General features: G+C 52.0%; 19 protein-coding genes, 2 tRNA genes and 4 rRNA genes. 7 read left to right on the forward strand and 18 right to left on the reverse strand.

What is annotated here, in order from left to right; translation table 11 throughout:
- Positions 1 to 222, forward strand: a complete 222-nt coding sequence (locus tag DBR02_RS08135; protein WP_003860364.1) for a lipoprotein — start codon at positions 1 to 3, stop codon at positions 220 to 222.
- A gap of 319 nt (positions 223 to 541) precedes the next feature.
- On the opposite strand, the gene rrf (DBR02_RS08140) is transcribed toward DBR02_RS08135, so the two are convergent.
- From rrf (DBR02_RS08140) to DBR02_RS08165, 6 genes are all read right to left on the reverse strand, one after another.
- Positions 542 to 657: ribosomal RNA gene (rrf, locus tag DBR02_RS08140) — 5S ribosomal RNA — on the reverse strand.
- Between the two features lie 43 nt (positions 658 to 700).
- Positions 701 to 776, reverse strand: a tRNA-Thr gene (locus tag DBR02_RS08145).
- A gap of 14 nt (positions 777 to 790) precedes the next feature.
- Positions 791 to 906 (reverse strand): 5S ribosomal RNA (rrf, locus tag DBR02_RS08150).
- A gap of 65 nt (positions 907 to 971) precedes the next feature.
- A 23S ribosomal RNA gene (locus DBR02_RS08155) occupies positions 972 to 3,875 on the reverse strand.
- 182 nt (positions 3,876 to 4,057) lie between these two features.
- A tRNA-Glu gene (locus DBR02_RS08160) sits at positions 4,058 to 4,133 on the reverse strand.
- Positions 4,134 to 4,217: 84 nt separating this feature from the next.
- Positions 4,218 to 5,759 (reverse strand): 16S ribosomal RNA (locus DBR02_RS08165).
- The 16S, 23S and 5S rRNA genes sit together here with 2 tRNA genes alongside, the layout of an rRNA operon.
- Positions 5,760 to 6,235: 476 nt before the next feature.
- On the opposite strand from DBR02_RS08165, the gene DBR02_RS08180 reads away from it, so the two are divergent.
- Positions 6,236 to 6,790, forward strand: coding sequence for a gamma carbonic anhydrase family protein (locus DBR02_RS08180; protein WP_063450574.1), 555 nt, complete (start codon positions 6,236 to 6,238; stop codon positions 6,788 to 6,790).
- On the opposite strand, the gene DBR02_RS08185 is transcribed toward DBR02_RS08180, so the two are convergent.
- Genes DBR02_RS08185 through dprA form a run of 6 tightly spaced genes read right to left on the reverse strand, consistent with a single transcriptional unit; the run spans position 6,757 to position 10,549 of the window.
- Positions 6,757 to 7,014, reverse strand: coding sequence for a DUF1488 domain-containing protein (locus tag DBR02_RS08185; protein WP_107534016.1), 258 nt, complete (start codon positions 7,012 to 7,014; stop codon positions 6,757 to 6,759). The genes DBR02_RS08180 and DBR02_RS08185 overlap by 34 nt on opposite strands.
- Entirely contained in the window at positions 7,011 to 7,829 is an 819-nt protein-coding gene (gene aroE / locus DBR02_RS08190) for a shikimate dehydrogenase (protein WP_064910970.1), read from the reverse strand. Before aroE ends, DBR02_RS08185 begins: the two co-directional genes overlap by 4 nt.
- Positions 7,830 to 7,839: 10 nt before the next feature.
- Positions 7,840 to 8,406 carry an L-threonylcarbamoyladenylate synthase type 1 TsaC gene (tsaC, locus tag DBR02_RS08195; protein ID WP_107534017.1) on the reverse strand — a complete coding sequence of 189 codons (567 nt, stop codon included), beginning with the start codon at positions 8,404 to 8,406 and terminating at the stop codon, positions 7,840 to 7,842.
- Entirely contained in the window at positions 8,396 to 8,953 is a 558-nt protein-coding gene (locus DBR02_RS08200) for a DNA topoisomerase family protein (protein WP_107534018.1), read from the reverse strand. The genes tsaC and DBR02_RS08200 overlap by 11 nt, the downstream gene beginning before the upstream one ends.
- Positions 8,954 to 8,979: 26 nt before the next feature.
- Positions 8,980 to 9,453, reverse strand: coding sequence for a DUF494 family protein Smg (gene smg / locus DBR02_RS08205; protein WP_000460665.1), 474 nt, complete (start codon positions 9,451 to 9,453; stop codon positions 8,980 to 8,982).
- Positions 9,425 to 10,549 carry a DNA-protecting protein DprA gene (gene dprA / locus DBR02_RS08210; protein WP_107534019.1) on the reverse strand — a complete coding sequence of 375 codons (1,125 nt, stop codon included), beginning with the start codon at positions 10,547 to 10,549 and terminating at the stop codon, positions 9,425 to 9,427. The genes smg and dprA overlap by 29 nt, the downstream gene beginning before the upstream one ends.
- Before the next feature lie 127 nt (positions 10,550 to 10,676).
- Here dprA and def point away from each other — a divergent pair, with 127 nt between their 5' ends.
- From def to mscL, 5 genes are all read left to right on the forward strand, one after another.
- Complete coding sequence (def, locus tag DBR02_RS08215) at positions 10,677 to 11,186, forward strand: peptide deformylase (RefSeq protein WP_006812188.1); 510 nt, start codon at positions 10,677 to 10,679, stop codon at positions 11,184 to 11,186.
- Between the two features lie 24 nt (positions 11,187 to 11,210).
- The gene (gene fmt / locus DBR02_RS08220; RefSeq protein WP_107534020.1) at positions 11,211 to 12,158 is read left to right on the forward strand and encodes a methionyl-tRNA formyltransferase; all 948 of its coding nucleotides are present in this window, start codon (positions 11,211 to 11,213) and stop codon (positions 12,156 to 12,158) included.
- 52 nt (positions 12,159 to 12,210) lie between these two features.
- On the forward strand, positions 12,211 to 13,497 hold the full coding sequence (gene rsmB, locus DBR02_RS08225; protein ID WP_107534022.1) for a 16S rRNA (cytosine(967)-C(5))-methyltransferase RsmB: 1,287 nt from the start codon (positions 12,211 to 12,213) through the stop codon (positions 13,495 to 13,497).
- 22 nt (positions 13,498 to 13,519) lie between these two features.
- Entirely contained in the window at positions 13,520 to 14,896 is a 1,377-nt protein-coding gene (gene trkA / locus DBR02_RS08230; RefSeq protein ID WP_003863337.1) for a Trk system potassium transporter TrkA, read from the forward strand.
- 146 nt (positions 14,897 to 15,042) lie between these two features.
- A complete protein-coding gene (gene mscL, locus DBR02_RS08235) occupies positions 15,043 to 15,456 on the forward strand; it encodes a large-conductance mechanosensitive channel protein MscL (protein WP_003863335.1) in 414 nt (137 codons plus the stop codon).
- Here mscL and DBR02_RS08240 read toward each other — a convergent pair whose 3' ends face one another.
- The 6 genes from DBR02_RS08240 to rpsD all read right to left on the reverse strand — a co-directional run bounded on the left by DBR02_RS08240 (position 15,457) and on the right by rpsD (position 18,693).
- Positions 15,457 to 15,672, reverse strand: a complete 216-nt coding sequence (locus DBR02_RS08240; RefSeq protein ID WP_022649585.1) for an alternative ribosome-rescue factor A — start codon at positions 15,670 to 15,672, stop codon at positions 15,457 to 15,459.
- A 57-nt stretch (positions 15,673 to 15,729) separates the two neighbouring features.
- The gene (zntR, locus tag DBR02_RS08245) at positions 15,730 to 16,155 is read right to left on the reverse strand and encodes a Zn(2+)-responsive transcriptional regulator (RefSeq protein ID WP_107534024.1); all 426 of its coding nucleotides are present in this window, start codon (positions 16,153 to 16,155) and stop codon (positions 15,730 to 15,732) included.
- Between the two features lie 2 nt (positions 16,156 to 16,157).
- A complete protein-coding gene (locus DBR02_RS08250; protein ID WP_107534026.1) occupies positions 16,158 to 16,526 on the reverse strand; it encodes a DUF1992 domain-containing protein in 369 nt (122 codons plus the stop codon).
- A 107-nt stretch (positions 16,527 to 16,633) separates the two neighbouring features.
- A complete protein-coding gene (gene rplQ, locus DBR02_RS08255; protein WP_001216368.1) occupies positions 16,634 to 17,017 on the reverse strand; it encodes a 50S ribosomal protein L17 in 384 nt (127 codons plus the stop codon).
- A gap of 40 nt (positions 17,018 to 17,057) precedes the next feature.
- Positions 17,058 to 18,047: a DNA-directed RNA polymerase subunit alpha gene (locus DBR02_RS08260; RefSeq protein WP_002919219.1), complete on the reverse strand. Its 990-nt coding sequence runs from the start codon at positions 18,045 to 18,047 to the stop codon at positions 17,058 to 17,060.
- A gap of 25 nt (positions 18,048 to 18,072) precedes the next feature.
- On the reverse strand, positions 18,073 to 18,693 hold the full coding sequence (rpsD, locus tag DBR02_RS08265; RefSeq protein ID WP_003863314.1) for a 30S ribosomal protein S4: 621 nt from the start codon (positions 18,691 to 18,693) through the stop codon (positions 18,073 to 18,075).
- Positions 18,694 to 18,710: the final 17 nt, after the last annotated feature.

Here is an 18,710-nt window from a genome sequence, read left to right on the forward strand (position 1 = left end):
ATGAAAAGATTCCTTTCCGTTGCACTCCTCGCTGCGCTGCTTGCTGGCTGTGCGCACGACTCTCCATGTGTACCGGTATACGACGATCAGGGCCGACTGGTTCACACCAATACCTGCATGAAGGGCACCACCCAGGATAACTGGGAAACAGCAGGTGCGATAGCCGGTGGCGCCGCGGCAATAGCGGGCCTGACGCTGGGTATTGTTGCCCTGACTAAATAAGGCTTTCAAAAGCGCGGCGATGTCCGCGCTTTTATTTTGTTGTGATGTAAGCGCTTATATTTTCCATTCTGGCTTTACCCGCTATTAACTCTATTTAATACCCTACTACGCTTCCTGCTTTACACAGTTAACCCTGCCAGTAACCTCACTCCTGCTGCGTTTCGATTACTTTATGTATACGCACTATTTTGCCAGTTAAACGCATAGGTATACGCCGATATGTGCGAATTTCGCGAGAGGGATTAACGAAGTGAGGGATTTAACAGTACGCATAACGCAAAAAGGCCATCCTTTCGGATGGCCTTTCTACTTGTTTGATGCCTGGCAGTTCCCTACTCTCACATGGGGAGACCCCACACTACCATCGGCGCTACGGCGTTTCACTTCTGAGTTCGGCATGGGGTCAGGTGGGACCACCGCGCTAAAGCCGCCAGACAAATTCTTTTACTTCTTGCCGAACTTTAACCTAAGTATAAAGTGGTGCTGATACCCAGAGTCGAACTGGGGACCTCACCCTTACCAAGGGTGCGCTCTACCAACTGAGCCATATCAGCACGCTAAATTTGATGCCTGGCAGTTCCCTACTCTCACATGGGGAGACCCCACACTACCATCGGCGCTACGGCGTTTCACTTCTGAGTTCGGCATGGGGTCAGGTGGGACCACCGCGCTAAAGCCGCCAGGCAAATTCTTTTACTTCTGTATCAGGCTGAAAATCTGTCTCTTCGCCAAAACATCTTCGGCGTTGTAAGGTTAAGCCTCACGGTTCATTAGTATCGGTTAGCTCAACGCATCGCTGCGCTTACACACCCGACCTATCAACGTCGTCGTCTTCAACGTTCCTTCAGGAGACTTAAAGTCTCAGGGAGAACTCATCTCGGGGCAAGTTTCGTGCTTAGATGCTTTCAGCACTTATCTCTTCCGCATTTAGCTACCGGGCAGTGCCATTGGCATGACAACCCGAACACCAGTGATGCGTCCACTCCGGTCCTCTCGTACTAGGAGCAGCCCCCCTCAATTCTCCAGCGCCCACGGCAGATAGGGACCGAACTGTCTCACGACGTTCTAAACCCAGCTCGCGTACCACTTTAAATGGCGAACAGCCATACCCTTGGGACCTACTTCAGCCCCAGGATGTGATGAGCCGACATCGAGGTGCCAAACACCGCCGTCGATATGAACTCTTGGGCGGTATCAGCCTGTTATCCCCGGAGTACCTTTTATCCGTTGAGCGATGGCCCTTCCATTCAGAACCACCGGATCACTATGACCTGCTTTCGCACCTGCTCGCGCCGTCACGCTCGCAGTCAAGCTGGCTTATGCCATTGCACTAACCTCCTGATGTCCGACCAGGATTAGCCAACCTTCGTGCTCCTCCGTTACTCTTTGGGAGGAGACCGCCCCAGTCAAACTACCCACCAGACACTGTCCGCAACCCGGATTACGGGTCTACGTTAGAACACCAGCCATTAAAGGGTGGTATTTCAAGGTTGGCTCCACGCAGACTGGCGTCCACGCTTCAAAGCCTCCCACCTATCCTACACATCAAGGACCAGTGTTCAGTGTCAAGCTATAGTAAAGGTTCACGGGGTCTTTCCGTCTTGCCGCGGGTACACTGCATCTTCACAGCGAGTTCAATTTCACTGAGTCTCGGGTGGAGACAGCCTGGCCATCATTACGCCATTCGTGCAGGTCGGAACTTACCCGACAAGGAATTTCGCTACCTTAGGACCGTTATAGTTACGGCCGCCGTTTACCGGGGCTTCGATCAAGAGCTTCGCGTTGCCGCTAACCCCATCAATTAACCTTCCGGCACCGGGCAGGCGTCACACCGTATACGTCCACTTTCGTGTTTGCACAGTGCTGTGTTTTTAATAAACAGTTGCAGCCAGCTGGTATCTTCGACTGATTTCAGCTCCGTCCGCAGGGACTTCACCTACATATCAGCGTGCCTTCTCCCGAAGTTACGGCACCATTTTGCCTAGTTCCTTCACCCGAGTTCTCTCAAGCGCCTTGGTATTCTCTACCTGACCACCTGTGTCGGTTTGGGGTACGATTTCGTGTTACCTGATGCTTAGAGGCTTTTCCTGGAAGCAGGGCATTTATCACTTCAGCACCGTAGTGCCTCGTCATCACACCTCAGCGTTAAAAGGTACCGGATTTACCTGGAACCTCCGCCTACATGCTTAAACCGGGACAACCGTCGCCCGGCTGACATAGCCTTCTCCGTCCCCCCTTCGCAGTAACACCAAGTACAGGAATATTAACCTGTTTCCCATCGACTACGCCTTTCGGCCTCGCCTTAGGGGTCGACTCACCCTGCCCCGATTAACGTTGGACAGGAACCCTTGGTCTTCCGGCGAGCGGGCTTTTCACCCGCTTTATCGTTACTTATGTCAGCATTCGCACTTCTGATACCTCCAGCAACCCTCACAGGCCACCTTCAACGGCTTACAGAACGCTCCCCTACCCAACAACACATAGTGTCGCTGCCGCAGCTTCGGTGCATGGTTTAGCCCCGTTACATCTTCCGCGCAGGCCGACTCGACCAGTGAGCTATTACGCTTTCTTTAAATGATGGCTGCTTCTAAGCCAACATCCTGGCTGTCTGTGCCTTCCCACATCGTTTCCCACTTAACCATGACTTTGGGACCTTAGCTGGCGGTCTGGGTTGTTTCCCTCTTCACGACGGACGTTAGCACCCGCCGTGTGTCTCCCGTGATAACATTCTTCGGTATTCGTAGTTTGCATCGGGTTGGTAAGCCGGGATGGCCCCCTAGCCGAAACAGTGCTCTACCCCCGAAGATGAATTCACGAGGCGCTACCTAAATAGCTTTCGGGGAGAACCAGCTATCTCCCGGTTTGATTGGCCTTTCACCCCCAGCCACAGGTCATCCGCTAATTTTTCAACATTAGTCGGTTCGGTCCTCCAGTTAGTGTTACCCAACCTTCAACCTGCCCATGGCTAGATCACCGGGTTTCGGGTCTATACCCTGCAACTTAACGCCCAGTTAAGACTCGGTTTCCCTTCGGCTCCCCTATACGGTTAACCTTGCTACAGAATATAAGTCGCTGACCCATTATACAAAAGGTACGCAGTCACCCCATAAAGAGGCTCCCACTGCTTGTACGTACACGGTTTCAGGTTCTTTTTCACTCCCCTCGCCGGGGTTCTTTTCGCCTTTCCCTCACGGTACTGGTTCACTATCGGTCAGTCAGGAGTATTTAGCCTTGGAGGATGGTCCCCCCATATTCAGACAGGATACCACGTGTCCCGCCCTACTCTTCGAGTTCACAACAAGTGTGTTTTCGTGTACGGGACTATCACCCTGTACCGTCGGACTTTCCAGACCGTTCCACTAACACACAAGCTGATTCAGACTCCGGGCTGCTCCCCGTTCGCTCGCCGCTACTGGGGGAATCTCGGTTGATTTCTTTTCCTCGGGGTACTTAGATGTTTCAGTTCCCCCGGTTCGCCTCGTTAACCTATGTATTCAGTTAACGATAGTGCAACGGATTGCACTGGGTTTCCCCATTCGGACATCGACGGGTCAGGGGTTCATATCACCTCGCCGTCGCTTTTCGCAGATTAGCACGTCCTTCATCGCCTCTGACTGCCAGGGCATCCACCGTGTACGCTTAGTCGCTTAACCTCACAACCCGAAGATGTTTCACTTCTGATTGCGAAAATTTGAGAGACTCGAACACACATGAGCTGTGTGTCGTTTCAATTTTCAGCTTGATCCAGATTTTTAAAGAGCAAATATCTCAAACATGACTCGCAAGTCAGTTTTGAGATATGACGGCAGGTGACTTTCACTCACGAACCAGCAAGTGGCGTCCCCTAGGGGATTCGAACCCCTGTTACCGCCGTGAAAGGGCGGTGTCCTGGGCCTCTAGACGAAGGGGACGTACAGTCTCAATCGCAAGACGCCTTGCTATTTACTTTTCATCAGACAATCTGTGTGAGCACTACAAAGGCAGGTTCTTTAAGGTAAGGAGGTGATCCAACCGCAGGTTCCCCTACGGTTACCTTGTTACGACTTCACCCCAGTCATGAATCACAAAGTGGTAAGCGCCCTCCCGAAGGTTAAGCTACCTACTTCTTTTGCAACCCACTCCCATGGTGTGACGGGCGGTGTGTACAAGGCCCGGGAACGTATTCACCGTGGCATTCTGATCCACGATTACTAGCGATTCCGACTTCATGGAGTCGAGTTGCAGACTCCAATCCGGACTACGACGCACTTTATGAGGTCCGCTTGCTCTCGCGAGGTCGCTTCTCTTTGTATGCGCCATTGTAGCACGTGTGTAGCCCTACTCGTAAGGGCCATGATGACTTGACGTCATCCCCACCTTCCTCCAGTTTATCACTGGCAGTCTCCTTTGAGTTCCCGGCCTAACCGCTGGCAACAAAGGATAAGGGTTGCGCTCGTTGCGGGACTTAACCCAACATTTCACAACACGAGCTGACGACAGCCATGCAGCACCTGTCTCAGAGTTCCCGAAGGCACCAAAGCATCTCTGCTAAGTTCTCTGGATGTCAAGAGTAGGTAAGGTTCTTCGCGTTGCATCGAATTAAACCACATGCTCCACCGCTTGTGCGGGCCCCCGTCAATTCATTTGAGTTTTAACCTTGCGGCCGTACTCCCCAGGCGGTCGACTTAACGCGTTAGCTCCGGAAGCCACGCCTCAAGGGCACAACCTCCAAGTCGACATCGTTTACGGCGTGGACTACCAGGGTATCTAATCCTGTTTGCTCCCCACGCTTTCGCACCTGAGCGTCAGTCTTTGTCCAGGGGGCCGCCTTCGCCACCGGTATTCCTCCAGATCTCTACGCATTTCACCGCTACACCTGGAATTCTACCCCCCTCTACAAGACTCTAGCCTGCCAGTTTCGAATGCAGTTCCCAGGTTGAGCCCGGGGATTTCACATCCGACTTGACAGACCGCCTGCGTGCGCTTTACGCCCAGTAATTCCGATTAACGCTTGCACCCTCCGTATTACCGCGGCTGCTGGCACGGAGTTAGCCGGTGCTTCTTCTGCGGGTAACGTCAATTGCTGAGGTTATTAACCTCAACACCTTCCTCCCCGCTGAAAGTACTTTACAACCCGAAGGCCTTCTTCATACACGCGGCATGGCTGCATCAGGCTTGCGCCCATTGTGCAATATTCCCCACTGCTGCCTCCCGTAGGAGTCTGGACCGTGTCTCAGTTCCAGTGTGGCTGGTCATCCTCTCAGACCAGCTAGGGATCGTCGCCTAGGTGAGCCGTTACCCCACCTACTAGCTAATCCCATCTGGGCACATCCGATGGCAAGAGGCCCGAAGGTCCCCCTCTTTGGTCTTGCGACGTTATGCGGTATTAGCTACCGTTTCCAGTAGTTATCCCCCTCCATCAGGCAGTTTCCCAGACATTACTCACCCGTCCGCCACTCGTCAGCGAAGCAGCAAGCTGCTTCCTGTTACCGTTCGACTTGCATGTGTTAGGCCTGCCGCCAGCGTTCAATCTGAGCCATGATCAAACTCTTCAATTTAAAAGTTTGATGCTCAATGAATTAAACTTCGTAATGAATTACGTGTTCACTCGTTGAGACTTGGTATTCATTTATCGTCTTGCGACGTTAAGAATCCATGTCACTTTGAGTGCCCACACAGATTGTCTGATAAATTGTTAAAGAGCAGTTGCGACGCGCTTCAGCGCTCTGTCGCGAGGTGGCGTATATTACGCTTTCCTCTTTCAGAGTCAACCCGTTATTTCAGGATTTTTTCTCTTCAACCGACCGCGTTGTCTGTGAAGTGATTCACATCCGCCGTGTCGATGGAGGCGCATTATAGGGATCCCAGTTTTTAGCACAAGTATTTTTTAGATCTTTTTTTCCAACTGCTGATTTTCCGTGCTTTTCGCTGAAAACCCACCCGATCCGCTTAAAAATTGACGCATTTTGCCTTGCCTCGATCCCCAATTACGATCAAAGTCTTCTTTATAACGCTCATTTATATCGAGGTAGATATGTTTGCAGTATTACGCCCTTATAAAGATCTGTACCCCCAACAAGGCGATCGCGTGATGATCGATGCCAGCAGCGTGGTTGTGGGTGATGTCCGCATGGCCGATGATGTCAGCATCTGGCCACTTGTCGCGATTCGGGGCGATGTTAACTACGTTGCAATCGGTGCACGCACCAATATTCAGGACGGCAGCGTGCTGCATGTGACGCATAAATCATCTTACAACCCAGAAGGCAATCCGCTCATCATTGGGGAAGATGTTACCGTCGGTCATAAGGTGATGCTCCACGGCTGCACGATCGGTAACAGGGTTCTCGTTGGGATGGGATCGATTTTGCTGGATGGCGTCATAGTAGAAGATGACGTAATGATCGGCGCAGGGAGCCTTGTTCCACAAAACAAACGCCTGGAAAGTGGCTATCTCTATTTAGGTAGCCCGGTTAAGCAGATCCGCCCCTTAAAAGAGGCGGAAATCGAAGGGTTAAAATACTCCGCGAACAATTACGTTAAATGGAAGAATGACTATCTGGACCAGGATAACCAGACCCAGCCCTGATCGTCTTCCTGCTGATCGCGGATCAAATCGCTGGCTTCCTCTTCCACATCCCAGCGATTTTCGCAAAAGACCGCTAACGGCTCTGAACCCCCAAAGCGCTGGAGCAGCGTTTCCCCTTTAATCGCACAGGTTAACTGCATTCCATGCACCAGCACCGGGAAGCAAACCGCTTGCCTGTTCTCATCCCAGATTTCTCTATCGGGAAAATGAATCGCCTGATTCACGCCATCAGTTCCTGTTTCAGTTTTTCAATCACCGGCTCTACAGAAGGTAACACGCCATGCCAGAGTAACACCGCATGAGCCGCCTGCCCCACCAGCATGCCCAGACCATCAGCCAAATGTTTTGCTCCCTGTTGTTCGCACCAGTTCAGAAAAGGCGTCTTCCCTTTTTGATAAAACATGTCATAGGCATAGATATGGGAATGAATCAGGGACGTGGGAATTGCGGGGATCTCTCCATTAATACCGCTGGAGGTGGCATTAATAACAAGGTCAAATTCGTGACCCGCGAGCTCATCAAGCGCTAGCGCAGTGACGCTGCCAGTATGTGCGAACAACGCCGCCAGCTCTTCTGCTCTGGAGAAAGTCCGGTTGGTAATCGTCACTGCACAATCCAGAGAAAGGAGAGGAAGCAATACGCCGCGCGAGGCGCCACCCGCACCGATCAGCAGGATCCGAAAGCCTGGTTTAATAAACGACAGTCGCTCCAGATCGCTGAGCAAACCAATGCCGTCGGTGTTATCGCCCAGAAGGCGGCCATCTTCGAGCCGCTTAAGCGTATTAACGGCACCGGCGAGCGACGCACGCTCGGTCAGCTCATCCGCACGCCCGAAAGCCTCTTCTTTAAAAGGCACAGTCACATTCGCACCTTTACCACCCGCATCAAAAAAGCCATTCAGCGTCGGTATAAATGCATCAACAGGCGCAAGGACCCGACCATACGGATGATCTATCTGCAATTGCTCCGCAAACAGCTGATGGATCAGAGGCGACTTGCTGTGCGCGATCGGGTTACCAAATACAGCGTAGGTTTCCATCACATTATCCCTAGCGAAAACGTTCGCCGGTCAAGGCATCGCGAATTTCTGACGGGTTAAGACGACCACCGGTTTCACCGACGGCTACCGGGAAATCATTCCCGAATTGCGCCAGAACTTCTTCGGTTGTCCGACAAGGGGGAAGCCCGGTCAGGTTGGCGCTGGTAGAAACCAAAGGTTTACCAAATGCCTGGCATAGCTCCACCACCAGCGGATGGTCGGTGACACGTACCGCAAGTGAATCGAAACGCCCGGTCAACCAGCGCGGCGTTGTCGGCGGTGCAGGAAAAACAAACGTTACGGGACCAGGCCACGCAGAAAAAATGGTTTCCCGCTGTGCTGGTGTCAGCATGGAATCATCAATATAGGGTTTAAGCTGCTCGTAACTCGCAGCGATCAGAATCAATCCTTTTTCGACAGGCCGCTGTTTAAGCGCCAGCAGCCGGCTAACGGCAACCTCGCTGTCAGGATCGCACCCGACCCCAAAAACGGCTTCTGTTGGATAGGCGATGACTTCTTCTTTTTTCAGGGTTTCCACCGCCTGAGCGATGGAGCCTGATGGCAGGTTATTGTTCACTGATTTGATCCGCCGAAACCGGCTTTCCACATTGTTTACTGGCGCAAAAGCGTTTCACGCCTTGCGCGGTTTTCTTCTCTATAAGTAACGGATAATCGCAATGAGAGCAGACGCCCGCTACTGGTTTGAAATTGATAACGAACTGGCATTCAGGATAGCGATCGCATGAATGGAAGGTTTTGCCATAACGAGAGCGGCGCTGCACCAGTTGACCACGCTGGCACTGAGGGCAGGCAATTGCCGTTTCATCTGGCTTATCAATTTGTTCCGTATGCTCACATTCCGGGTAGCGACTGCATCCGATAAACATCCCGAATCGCCCCTGCCGCAGCGCCAGCTCACCGCCACAGAGAGGGCAAAGCTGCCCCTCCAGAATTTTGACGATATGTCCGTCCGCCTGGCTTTTCAGGGGACGGACATAATCACATTCCGGATAGTGTGAACAACCGAGAAACGGACCGTGTTTCCCGGACCGAATAACAAGTTCAGCCCCGCACTGTGGGCAGGGCTCGTTTTTATGCACCGTAAAGAGTGCTGATTTGGCCATAACAACTCTTGTTGCTGCACGTAGAATTAATGCAGCATACCTTCATTCACTTCAAAGAGTAATTCTTCCATTTGCTGATAGGCGTTTTCACAACCCGGTATGTTGAACAGAACCATCAGGATCACCCATTTCAGATCTTCCAGTTCAAACTCAGCAGTATCCAGCGCCATGACGCGCTCTATCACCATCTCTCTCGTTTCGAGGTTTAGCACCTGAATCTGCTCGAGGAATAAGATGAATCCCCGGCAGCTGGCATCCAGCCTTTCACACTCTTCAGCTGTATAGATGCGCACAGACAATGGGTCAGAAGCAAGCTGCATCGGTTCGGCGAGGCCGTCCTGATAATCAGCCAACTTATCCAGCCACATCAACGCATTATAGATATCTTCCCGCTCAAAACCTGCGTCGGTCAGATCCCGTGTTAATTTGTCCTGATCCACCTGCATTTCTGCTTCGTTGTGGATGTAAGTCTCAAACAAATACATCAGTACGTCGAACATGGCATGCCCTCCTTATTCGGACATAGCCGCCGGGTACAGCTGCGATCCACCCTGCTAACTCCAGTTCGAGTAGCTGTGCTACCGTTACTGGCACAGGTTGGCCGGCACGTTCAGCGACAACGTCAACAGGTGTTACCTCATCTCCTACGTTAGCCAGGAGCTTGGGAAATGGCAATGCTACGGCCTCCTGATCCGATGAAATATGTCGCTTTTGGCGATTATCCTGCAACCAATGCAATCCATACTGCAAATTTTCCAGGATATCCTCTTTACAGGTCACCAGCGTTGCCCCCTGTTTTATCAGCCAGTGAGGGCCTTCGCAGCCGGGGTTCCCCAACGGGCCGGGCAGCGCAAAAACTTCACGCCCCTGCTCCAGCGCGCACCTGGCGGTCACCAGCGATCCACTTCGAATCGCAGCTTCGACCACCAGCACGCCCTGGCTTAACCCGCTGATGATCCGGTTACGCCGTGGAAAGTTACCCGGCCTGGGCGATGTTGAGAGTGAAAACTCAGACACTATCGCCCCCTCTGAAGCGATAAGTTGCTCAGCCAGAACGTGATGACGACGCGGGTAGAGGCTAAAAAGACCGTTGCCAAGCACGGCGACACTTCGTCCTTTTGCTGTCAACGCCGCATGATGTGCGACACCGTCGATGCCGCAAGCCAGTCCACTGGTGATCGTAAAGCCACATTGAGAGAGCTGTTCACTGAGAATTTTTCCCCACCGCACGCCATACCATGAGGGCGCACGGCTGCCCACAACCGCAAGCTGCATGCTGTTAAGCACGTCAACGCGGCCTCGCACAAATAGCGCCCCAGGAAAATCAGGGATCGAACGCAACAATGGCGGGAAGCGAGGATCGTCAGCCGTGAGAAGATGGTTGTCTGCGTGCTCCAGCCATTCCAGGCTACGTTCAAGTTCACTCTCACTGAATGAAAAAAACTTTGCGACATGTTTGGCCGAAAGCCCTGCCTCTTTGACAGCGTCAGCATCAACGATAGCCTTGCGAAGCAACCGCTGCGCGGTTTCCAGCATCGCATCACCGTATAACGATCCGATGTTTATAAGCCGTAACCATATCTCTGTGGACGTCATCCTTTTCCCTGCCATAAGCAGCCTCAGCAATCTTTGCGATTGGTCACTGATGCTGTCAATCGACCGGGGATTTGTCTAGAATAGAAGTAATATTCTTTTCAACTCCTGAACACGACTCTGGAAATTTATGGCAGTTTTGCAAGTGTTACATATTCCTGACGAGCGCCTTCGCATCGTCGCGGAACCGGTTAAAGAAGTGAATGCAGAAATTCAGCGTATCGTCGATGATATGTTCGATACCATGTACGCTGAAGAAGGCATTGGCCTGGCGGCGACCCAGGTAGACATTCACAAGCGTATTATCGTGATCGACGTTTCTGAAAATCGCGATGAGCGCCTGGTGCTGATCAACCCTGAACTACTTGAAAAAAGCGGCGAAACAGGTATTGAGGAAGGCTGTCTGTCCATCCCTGAACAGCGCGCTTTGGTGCCTCGTGCCGAAAAAGTTAAAATTCGCGCACTGGATCGTGACGGCAATCCGTTTGAACTGGAAGCCGACGATCTGCTGGCGATTTGCATTCAGCATGAGATGGATCACCTGGTCGGTAAACTGTTTATCGATTACCTCTCACCATTGAAACAACAGCGTATTCGTCAGAAAGTTGAGAAACTGGATCGTTTGCGTTCTCGCGCATAACGCCCCCCGGATACAAGGAATAACGTGTCTACTTCACTACGTATAATCTTCGCGGGTACCCCTGATTTTGCAGCGCGTCATCTCGACGCGCTGTTATCGTCTGGTCATCAGATCGTTGGCGTATTCACTCAGCCGGACCGTCCGGCTGGCCGCGGTAAAAAACTGATGCCTGGCCCGGTTAAAGTACTGGCAGAAACGCATGGTTTACCGGTATTCCAGCCAGCGTCATTACGACCTCAGGAAAACCAGCAGTTAGTGGCAGACCTGAATGCCGACGTGATGGTGGTTGTGGCTTATGGCCTCATTCTGCCGAAAGCGGTTCTCGATATGCCCCGTCTGGGCTGTATTAACGTCCATGGTTCCTTGCTCCCACGCTGGCGTGGTGCGGCCCCAATTCAGCGCGCTCTGTGGGCAGGCGATGCTGAAACAGGCGTTACAATCATGAAGATGGACGTAGGTTTAGACACTGGCGACATGCTGTATAAACTGGCGTGCCCCATTACCGCAGAAGATACCAGCGCCACGCTGTATGACAAGCTGGCGGATCTCGGCCCGCAGGGGCTGATTGAGACGTTGCAACAGCTTGCTGACAATACGGCGAAACCTGACGTTCAGGATGAGGCGCAGGTGACCTATGCTGAAAAGCTGAGTAAAGAAGAAGCCCGGATCGACTGGTCCCTGTCAGCAGCTCAACTCGAACGCTGCATCCGCGCCTTTAATCCGTGGCCGATGAGCTGGTTAATGATTGATGAGCAGCCAGTTAAAGTCTGGAAAGCTTCCGTTATTAACGGCAATACCTCGGCAGAGCCCGGTACGATTATCGACGCCAGTAAAAACGGTATTCAGGTTGCGACCGGAGAAGGGATCCTGAATCTTGAATCGCTGCAACCGGCCGGTAAAAAGGCGATGAGCGCGCAGGACCTGTTAAATTCCCGTCGTGAATGGTTCATCCCTGGCAATCGCCTTGCCTGAACGCATTTACTCTTAAAGCCCGGTGTGTCCGGGCATTTTTATTTTTACGGTTATGAAAAGACAAAATCTACGCACCATGGCGGCTCAGGCCGTTGAGCAGGTTATCGAGCAGGGCCAGTCACTGAGTAATGTCCTGCCTCCACTGCAACAAAAGGTTTCCGATAAAGACAAAGCCCTGCTCCAGGAGCTTTGCTTTGGCGTTCTGCGCACCCTTTCTCAGCTTGAATGGTTAATCAACAAGCTGATGTCACGCCCGATGAGCGGCAAGCAGCGCACCGTGCATTATTTAATCATGGTCGGTTTCTATCAGCTTCTGCATACCCGCATTCCTCCTCATGCTGCGCTGGCTGAGACAGTGGAGGGTGCCGTTGCGATTAAACGTCCTCAGTTGAAAGGACTGATCAACGGCGTGCTGCGTCAGTTCCAGCGTCAGCAGGACGAGCTGCTGGCAGAATTTGCGCAAAGCGAAGCGCGCTTCCTGCACCCTGAATGGCTGCTGAATCGCCTTAAAAAAGCCTACCCACAGCAATGGCAAGAGATCGCTGATGCCAATAATCAACGTCCGCCGATGTGGTTACGCGTCAATCGTAACCATCACACGCGCGACGCATGGCTGGCCCTGCTGGAAGACGCCGGGATGAGTGGCTTCACTCACGCTGCTTATCCTGATGCGGTTCGTTTAGCCTCCCCTGCTCCGGTACACGCATTACCCGGCTTTGACGAAGGCTGGGTAACGGTACAGGATGCATCCGCTCAGGGCTGCATGACCTGGCTTGAACCGAAGGACGGGGAGCACATCCTCGATCTCTGTGCAGCACCAGGGGGTAAAACAACGCACATTCTGGAAGTGGCGCCGCAGGCCAGCGTGATGGCCGTAGATGTTGACGAGCAGCGCCTGTCACGCGTCTACGACAACCTCAAACGTTTGGGTATGAAAGCGCAGGTTAAGCAAGGCGATGGACGCAAACCCGCAGACTGGTGTGGCGATACCCGGTTCGATCGCATTTTGCTCGACGCCCCCTGCTCGGCAACCGGCGTTATTCGTCGTCATCCCGATATCAAATGGCTGCGTCGCGATCGTGATATCAAGGAGCTTGCCCAGCTGCAATCCGATATTCTGGATGCCATCTGGCCGCATCTCAAACCCGGCGGAACCCTGGTGTATGCAACTTGCTCCGTTCTGCCGGAAGAGAACAGTCAGCAAATTGCGGCTTTCCTGAAACGCACCCCGGACGCCGCGCTGCACGCTACAGGTACGCCTGAGCAACCGGGTCTGCAAAACCTGCCTGGCGCAGAAGAGGGTGATGGCTTCTTTTACGCTAAGCTAATCAAAGAGTGATGTTGAGAACAGGTCACGAACGATGAAAATTATCATTCTGGGCGCAGGGCAAGTTGGCGGAACGCTGGCGGAAAACCTCGTGGGTGAAAACAACGATATCACCATTGTGGATACCAATGGCGATCGTCTGCGCGTTTTGCAGGACAAGTTTGACCTCCGCGTTGTTCAGGGGCACGGCTCTCATCCACGCGTACTCCGGGAAGCGGGCGCGGACGATGCCGACATGCTGGTTGCAGTAACCAGTTCTGATGAAACCAACATGGTTGCTTGTCAGGTGGCCTACTCGCTTTTCAACACCCCGAACCGCATCGCCCGCATTCGTTCCCCGGACTATGTCCGGGATGCGGAGAAGCTGTTTAATTCCGAAGCGGTACCCATCGACCATCTTATTGCGCCAGAACAGCTGGTTATCGACAGTATTTATCGTCTGATTGAGTATCCGGGCGCGTTGCAGGTTGTGAACTTCGCTGAAGGAAAAGTAAGCCTGGCGGTCGTGAAGGCCTATTACGGTGGCCCGCTGATTGGTAATGCCCTGTCGACAATGCGCGAGCATATGCCCCATATCGATACGCGTGTTGCGGCTATTTTCCGTCACGACAGGCCTATCCGTCCGCAAGGTTCCACCATTGTCGAAGCCGGAGATGAAGTCTTCTTTATTGCGGCGTCTCAGCATATCCGCGCGGTGATGAGTGAGCTACAGCGTCTCGAAAAACCGTATAAACGTATTATGCTGGTCGGCGGCGGTAATATTGGCGCAGGCCTGGCGAGACGACTGGAAAAAGACTATAGCGTGAAGCTGATCGAACGAGATCAGCAGCGCGCGTCGGAGCTGGCTGAAAAACTCCAGAATACCATCGTGTTTTATGGCGATGCTTCGGATCAGGAATTGCTGGCCGAAGAGCATATCGATCAGGTCGATCTTTTTATTGCCGTCACCAACGACGACGAAGCGAATATTATGTCCGCCATGCTCGCCAAGCGTATGGGAGCAAAAAAAGTGATGGTGCTTATTCAGCGTAAGGCTTATGTCGATCTGGTACAGGGAAGCGTGATTGATATTGCTATTTCACCTCAGCAAGCCACCATTTCTGCCCTGTTAAGCCACGTGCGTAAAGCGGATATCGTCGGCGTTTCGTCCCTTCGTCGTGGTGTTGCAGAAGCCATTGAAGCCGTTGCTCACGGAGATGAAACAACGTCGCGCGTTGTCGGTCGTGCGATCGACGAAATTAAACTTCCACCAGGCACCATTATCGGCGCCGTAGTGCGAGGTAACGATGTCATGATCGCCAATGATAATTTACGTATCGAGCAGGGGGACCACGTTATTATGTTCCTAACCGATAAAAAGTTTATTACCGACGTCGAGCGTTTATTCCAGCCAAGTCCATTCTTCCTGTAAGGATCCGGGTGCTCCATCAAGAGCACCCGAATATTAACCTTTTAATTTTCATGCCTTTTATTTTGCATAACGATTATTTATCCCCAATGGCAATTAGCTAATCATTTGTTAAACTTATAGGCGTCAGCTGGCACAAGGAGAACATAATGAGTTTTATTAAAGAATTTCGCGAATTTGCGATGCGCGGGAATGTGGTGGATTTGGCTGTGGGTGTCATTATTGGTGCGGCGTTCGGTAAGATCGTTTCATCGTTAGTCGCCGACATTATTATGCCGCCGTTAGGGCTGTTGATTGGAGGCATTGATTTCAAACAATTCGCCTTCACCCTGCGGGAAGCTCAGGGCGATATCCCTGCGGTTGTAATGCACTATGGCGTTTTCATTCAGAACGTTTTTGATTTCGTGATTGTGGCATTTGCCATTTTCATGGCCATCAAACTTATCAACAGACTTAACCGTAAAAAAGAAGAACCGGCTGCTGCCCCGCCAGCACCCACTAAAGAAGAAGTCTTGCTGACTGAAATTCGCGATCTGTTAAAAGAACAGAATAATCGCGTTTAATCAGGCGAGAGAAACAGAAAGGCCAGTGGTAAAAAAGCGATTCGCTTGCTTGCCACTGGCCTCCCAGTTACCCCGTTGTGCATGTTTACCTTTACGCAAATAACTGCCTTTCCCTTTTTTGTTCTTCTCAACACGCTGTCTGAAAAGCGGGTCGTGAAGCAATGCCTCAATGGCGTTATCCTTAATTTGTCCCTTAGTATGCTGATAGCGGCTCATCATTTCTCCTGAGCATAGTTAATGTCGGCTGGAGTCTAGACCCTGCCTGATAAAAAATCAACAACCCTGAGTTTCACTACTCGCCCCCTGCTCAAGTGCTTCCAGAATTGAGCAATAAACGCTGCTGTGAGCAGTACCGCAGCACGCGTCGTTCAGCCTTTGCAGAGACCGCTGCATGGCTTGCAGCTCCTGAATTCGTGCTTCAACTTCATCCAGCCTGGCCTTCACGATGCTTTTCGATTCCTGACACGTGTGATGTTCAGGATCGATACGGATCGACAGCAGTTCACGGATCGACTCCAGCGTGAAGCCGAGCTGCCGTGCATAGCGGATAAAACGCAGGCGTTGCAGGTCGTTATCCGTATAAAGGCGAAATCCACCTTCCGTTCTGACCTCATGATCGATCATCTGCTGCTTTTCGTAGTAGCGGATAGTATCCGGCGTTACGTTAGCAAGTTTCGCAAGTTCACCTATGCGGTACATGGCTACTCCTCGTTTATTTTTTGCCTTAATCTTTCACTGTATTCGCCATGCAAAAAGTCGGTGTTCATTCCCGCCTGGCGAAGCTTTAGCTCAATAAGCGCTAAACGACGACTGATTTCGGAGTACCGGGGGTCGTCCTTATGAATGCCTTTAAGCAGATCGGCAAGCTCGACGGCTTCATTACGTTGCTGAAGTTCAGGAGGTAAACAGCCTGCATTTTTCAGTAAGCGATAGCCGGCGCGTAAGTCGGTTGGAATATGTGAATCATCATCCAGCATCAGCGGTTCACCGCTACCGGGAAGATTGTCGAACTCGCCTTTGTTTTGGGCATCGGAAATATGGCGTTCAGCCCACTGATCGAGCAACCACATAATGAACTCCAGGGGATGAGCAGAAAAGATACAGACATTGTAGATAAGTGGTGATTCTGCGGATATAAAAAAACCCGCCGAGGCGGGTTTTTTTACGTTACTACAGATTACTCTGCAGCAGCTTCTGCTTTCTCTGAACGATCAACCAGCTCGATGTAAGCCATCGGCGCGTTGTCGCCTGCACGGAAGCCACACTTCAGAATGCGAGTGTAACCACCGGCACGGCTCGCGAAACGCGGGCCCAGTTCGTTAAACAGTTTTGCCACGATCTCGTTATCACGAGTACGGGCGAATGCCAGACGACGATTAGCAACGCTGTCAGTCTTGGCAAGAGTAATCAGCGGCTCAACTACGCGACGCAGCTCTTTCGCTTTAGGCAGGGTCGTCTTGATGATTTCATGACGAACCAGTGAACCTGCCATGTTGCGGAACATAGCCTGGCGATGGCTGCTGTTGCGGTTCAGTTGACGACCACTCTTACGATGGCGCATGACCTTATCCTTCTCAGTAAAACCTTAACCTGTGATCCGGTTACTCGTCAGCAATGCTTGCCGGTGGCCAGTTTTCCAGGCGCATGCCCAGAGACAGACCACGTGAAGCCAGCACGTCTTTAATCTCGGTAAGAGATTTTTTACCCAGGTTCGGCGTTTTCAGCAACTCAACCTCGGTACGCTGTACCAGATCACCGATATAGTGGATAGCTTCTGCCTTGAGGCAGTTAGCAGAGCGGACAGTCAATTCCAGATCGTCAACAGGGCGCAGCAGGATCGGATCGAATTCTGGTTTCTCTTCTTTCACTTCCGGCTGACGTACATCACGTAAGTCAACGAAAGCTTCCAGTTGTTCTGCCAGGATGGTTGCCGCACGACGAATCGCCTCTTCAGGATCGATTGTGCCATTGGTTTCCATTTCGATGACCAGCTTGTCCAGGTCGGTACGCTGTTCTACACGCGCTGCTTCAACATTGTAGGCAATACGCTCTACAGGGCTGTAGCATGCGTCGACCAGCAGACGGCCGATTGGGCGCTCATCTTCTTCCGAATGAATTCGGGCAGAAGCCGGCACATAACCACGACCGCGCTGAACTTTGATACGCATGCTAATCGCTGCGTTCTCATCGGTCAGGTGGCAGATCACGTGCTGCGGCTTGACGATTTCAACATCACCGTCGTGGGTGATGTCGGCTGCAGTCACAGGGCCAATGCCAGATTTATTCAGAGTAAGAATAACTTCATCTTTACCCTGAACTCTCACCGCCAGCCCTTTCAGGTTGAGCAGGATTTCAAGGATATCTTCCTGAACGCCTTCTTTGGTGCTGTACTCATGAAGTACACCATCAATCTCAACCTCGGTCACCGCGCAACCCGGCATCGATGAGAGCAGAATACGGCGCAGTGCGTTACCCAGAGTATGGCCAAAGCCACGCTCTAAAGGCTCAAGGGTCACCTTGGCGTGCGTCGAACTCACTTGCTCGATATCTACCAGGCGCGGTTTTAGAAACTCTGTCACAGAACCCTGCATTGTGTCCTCTCTTTGGTACTAAGCTTTACTTGGAGTAAAGCTCGACGATCAGGTGTTCGTTAATGTCCGCAGACAGATCAGAACGTTCTGGCTGACGCTTGAACGTACCTTCCATCTTGCCAGCATCAACTTCCAGCCAGGTTGGCTTTTCACGCTGCTCAGCCAGCTCCAGAGCGGCTTTCACGCGAGATTGCTTTTTCGCTTTCTCACGAATGCTAACAACGTCATTCGCTTTAACCTGATAAGAAGCGATGTTAACAACACGACCGTTTACCATGATTGCTTTATGGCTAACCAGCTGGCGTGATTCAGCACGAGTCGCGCCGAAGCCCATACGGTATACAACGTTGTCCAGACGACCTTCCAGCAGAGCCAGCAGGTTTTCACCTGTGTTGCCTTTCAGACGTGCTGCTTCTTTATAGTAGTTACGGAACTGACGCTCCAGCACACCGTAGATACGGCGAACTTTTTGCTTTTCACGCAACTGCACACCATAGTCAGACAGACGCGGTTTACGCGCACCGTGCTGGCCAGGAGCTTGTTCAATTTTACACTTGGTATCGATCGCGCGAACGCCAGACTTAAGGAATAAGTCGGTGCCCTCACGACGGCTCAGCTTGAGCTTAGGACCCAAATATCTTGCCATTTTCTATCTCCAACTAA

This window comes from Enterobacter cloacae complex sp., assembly GCF_900322725.1.
Lineage (GTDB): Bacteria > Pseudomonadota > Gammaproteobacteria > Enterobacterales > Enterobacteriaceae > Enterobacter > Enterobacter quasihormaechei.

Excerpts from the sequence above, each read along its gene's own strand:
- zntR (WP_107534024.1), bottom strand. The coding sequence starts at position 16,155 with ATGTACCGCATAGGTGAACTTGCGAAACTTGCTAACGTAACGCCGGAT.
- DBR02_RS08260 (WP_002919219.1), bottom strand. The coding sequence starts at position 18,047 with ATGCAGGGTTCTGTGACAGAGTTTCTAAAACCGCGCCTGGTAGATATC.
- rplQ (WP_001216368.1), bottom strand. The coding sequence starts at position 17,017 with ATGCGCCATCGTAAGAGTGGTCGTCAACTGAACCGCAACAGCAGCCAT.
- rsmB (WP_107534022.1), top strand. The coding sequence starts at position 12,211 with ATGAAAAGACAAAATCTACGCACCATGGCGGCTCAGGCCGTTGAGCAG.
- smg (WP_000460665.1), bottom strand. The coding sequence starts at position 9,453 with ATGTTCGACGTACTGATGTATTTGTTTGAGACTTACATCCACAACGAA.
- DBR02_RS08135 (WP_003860364.1), top strand. The coding sequence starts at position 1 with ATGAAAAGATTCCTTTCCGTTGCACTCCTCGCTGCGCTGCTTGCTGGC.
- DBR02_RS08240 (WP_022649585.1), bottom strand. The coding sequence starts at position 15,672 with ATGAGCCGCTATCAGCATACTAAGGGACAAATTAAGGATAACGCCATT.
- mscL (WP_003863335.1), top strand. The coding sequence starts at position 15,043 with ATGAGTTTTATTAAAGAATTTCGCGAATTTGCGATGCGCGGGAATGTG.
- rpsD (WP_003863314.1), bottom strand. The coding sequence starts at position 18,693 with ATGGCAAGATATTTGGGTCCTAAGCTCAAGCTGAGCCGTCGTGAGGGC.
- DBR02_RS08180 (WP_063450574.1), top strand. The coding sequence starts at position 6,236 with ATGTTTGCAGTATTACGCCCTTATAAAGATCTGTACCCCCAACAAGGC.
- def (WP_006812188.1), top strand. The coding sequence starts at position 10,677 with ATGGCAGTTTTGCAAGTGTTACATATTCCTGACGAGCGCCTTCGCATC.
- DBR02_RS08200 (WP_107534018.1), bottom strand. The coding sequence starts at position 8,953 with ATGGCCAAATCAGCACTCTTTACGGTGCATAAAAACGAGCCCTGCCCA.
- trkA (WP_003863337.1), top strand. The coding sequence starts at position 13,520 with ATGAAAATTATCATTCTGGGCGCAGGGCAAGTTGGCGGAACGCTGGCG.
- aroE (WP_064910970.1), bottom strand. The coding sequence starts at position 7,829 with ATGGAAACCTACGCTGTATTTGGTAACCCGATCGCGCACAGCAAGTCG.
- DBR02_RS08250 (WP_107534026.1), bottom strand. The coding sequence starts at position 16,526 with ATGTGGTTGCTCGATCAGTGGGCTGAACGCCATATTTCCGATGCCCAA.
- dprA (WP_107534019.1), bottom strand. The coding sequence starts at position 10,549 with ATGACGTCCACAGAGATATGGTTACGGCTTATAAACATCGGATCGTTA.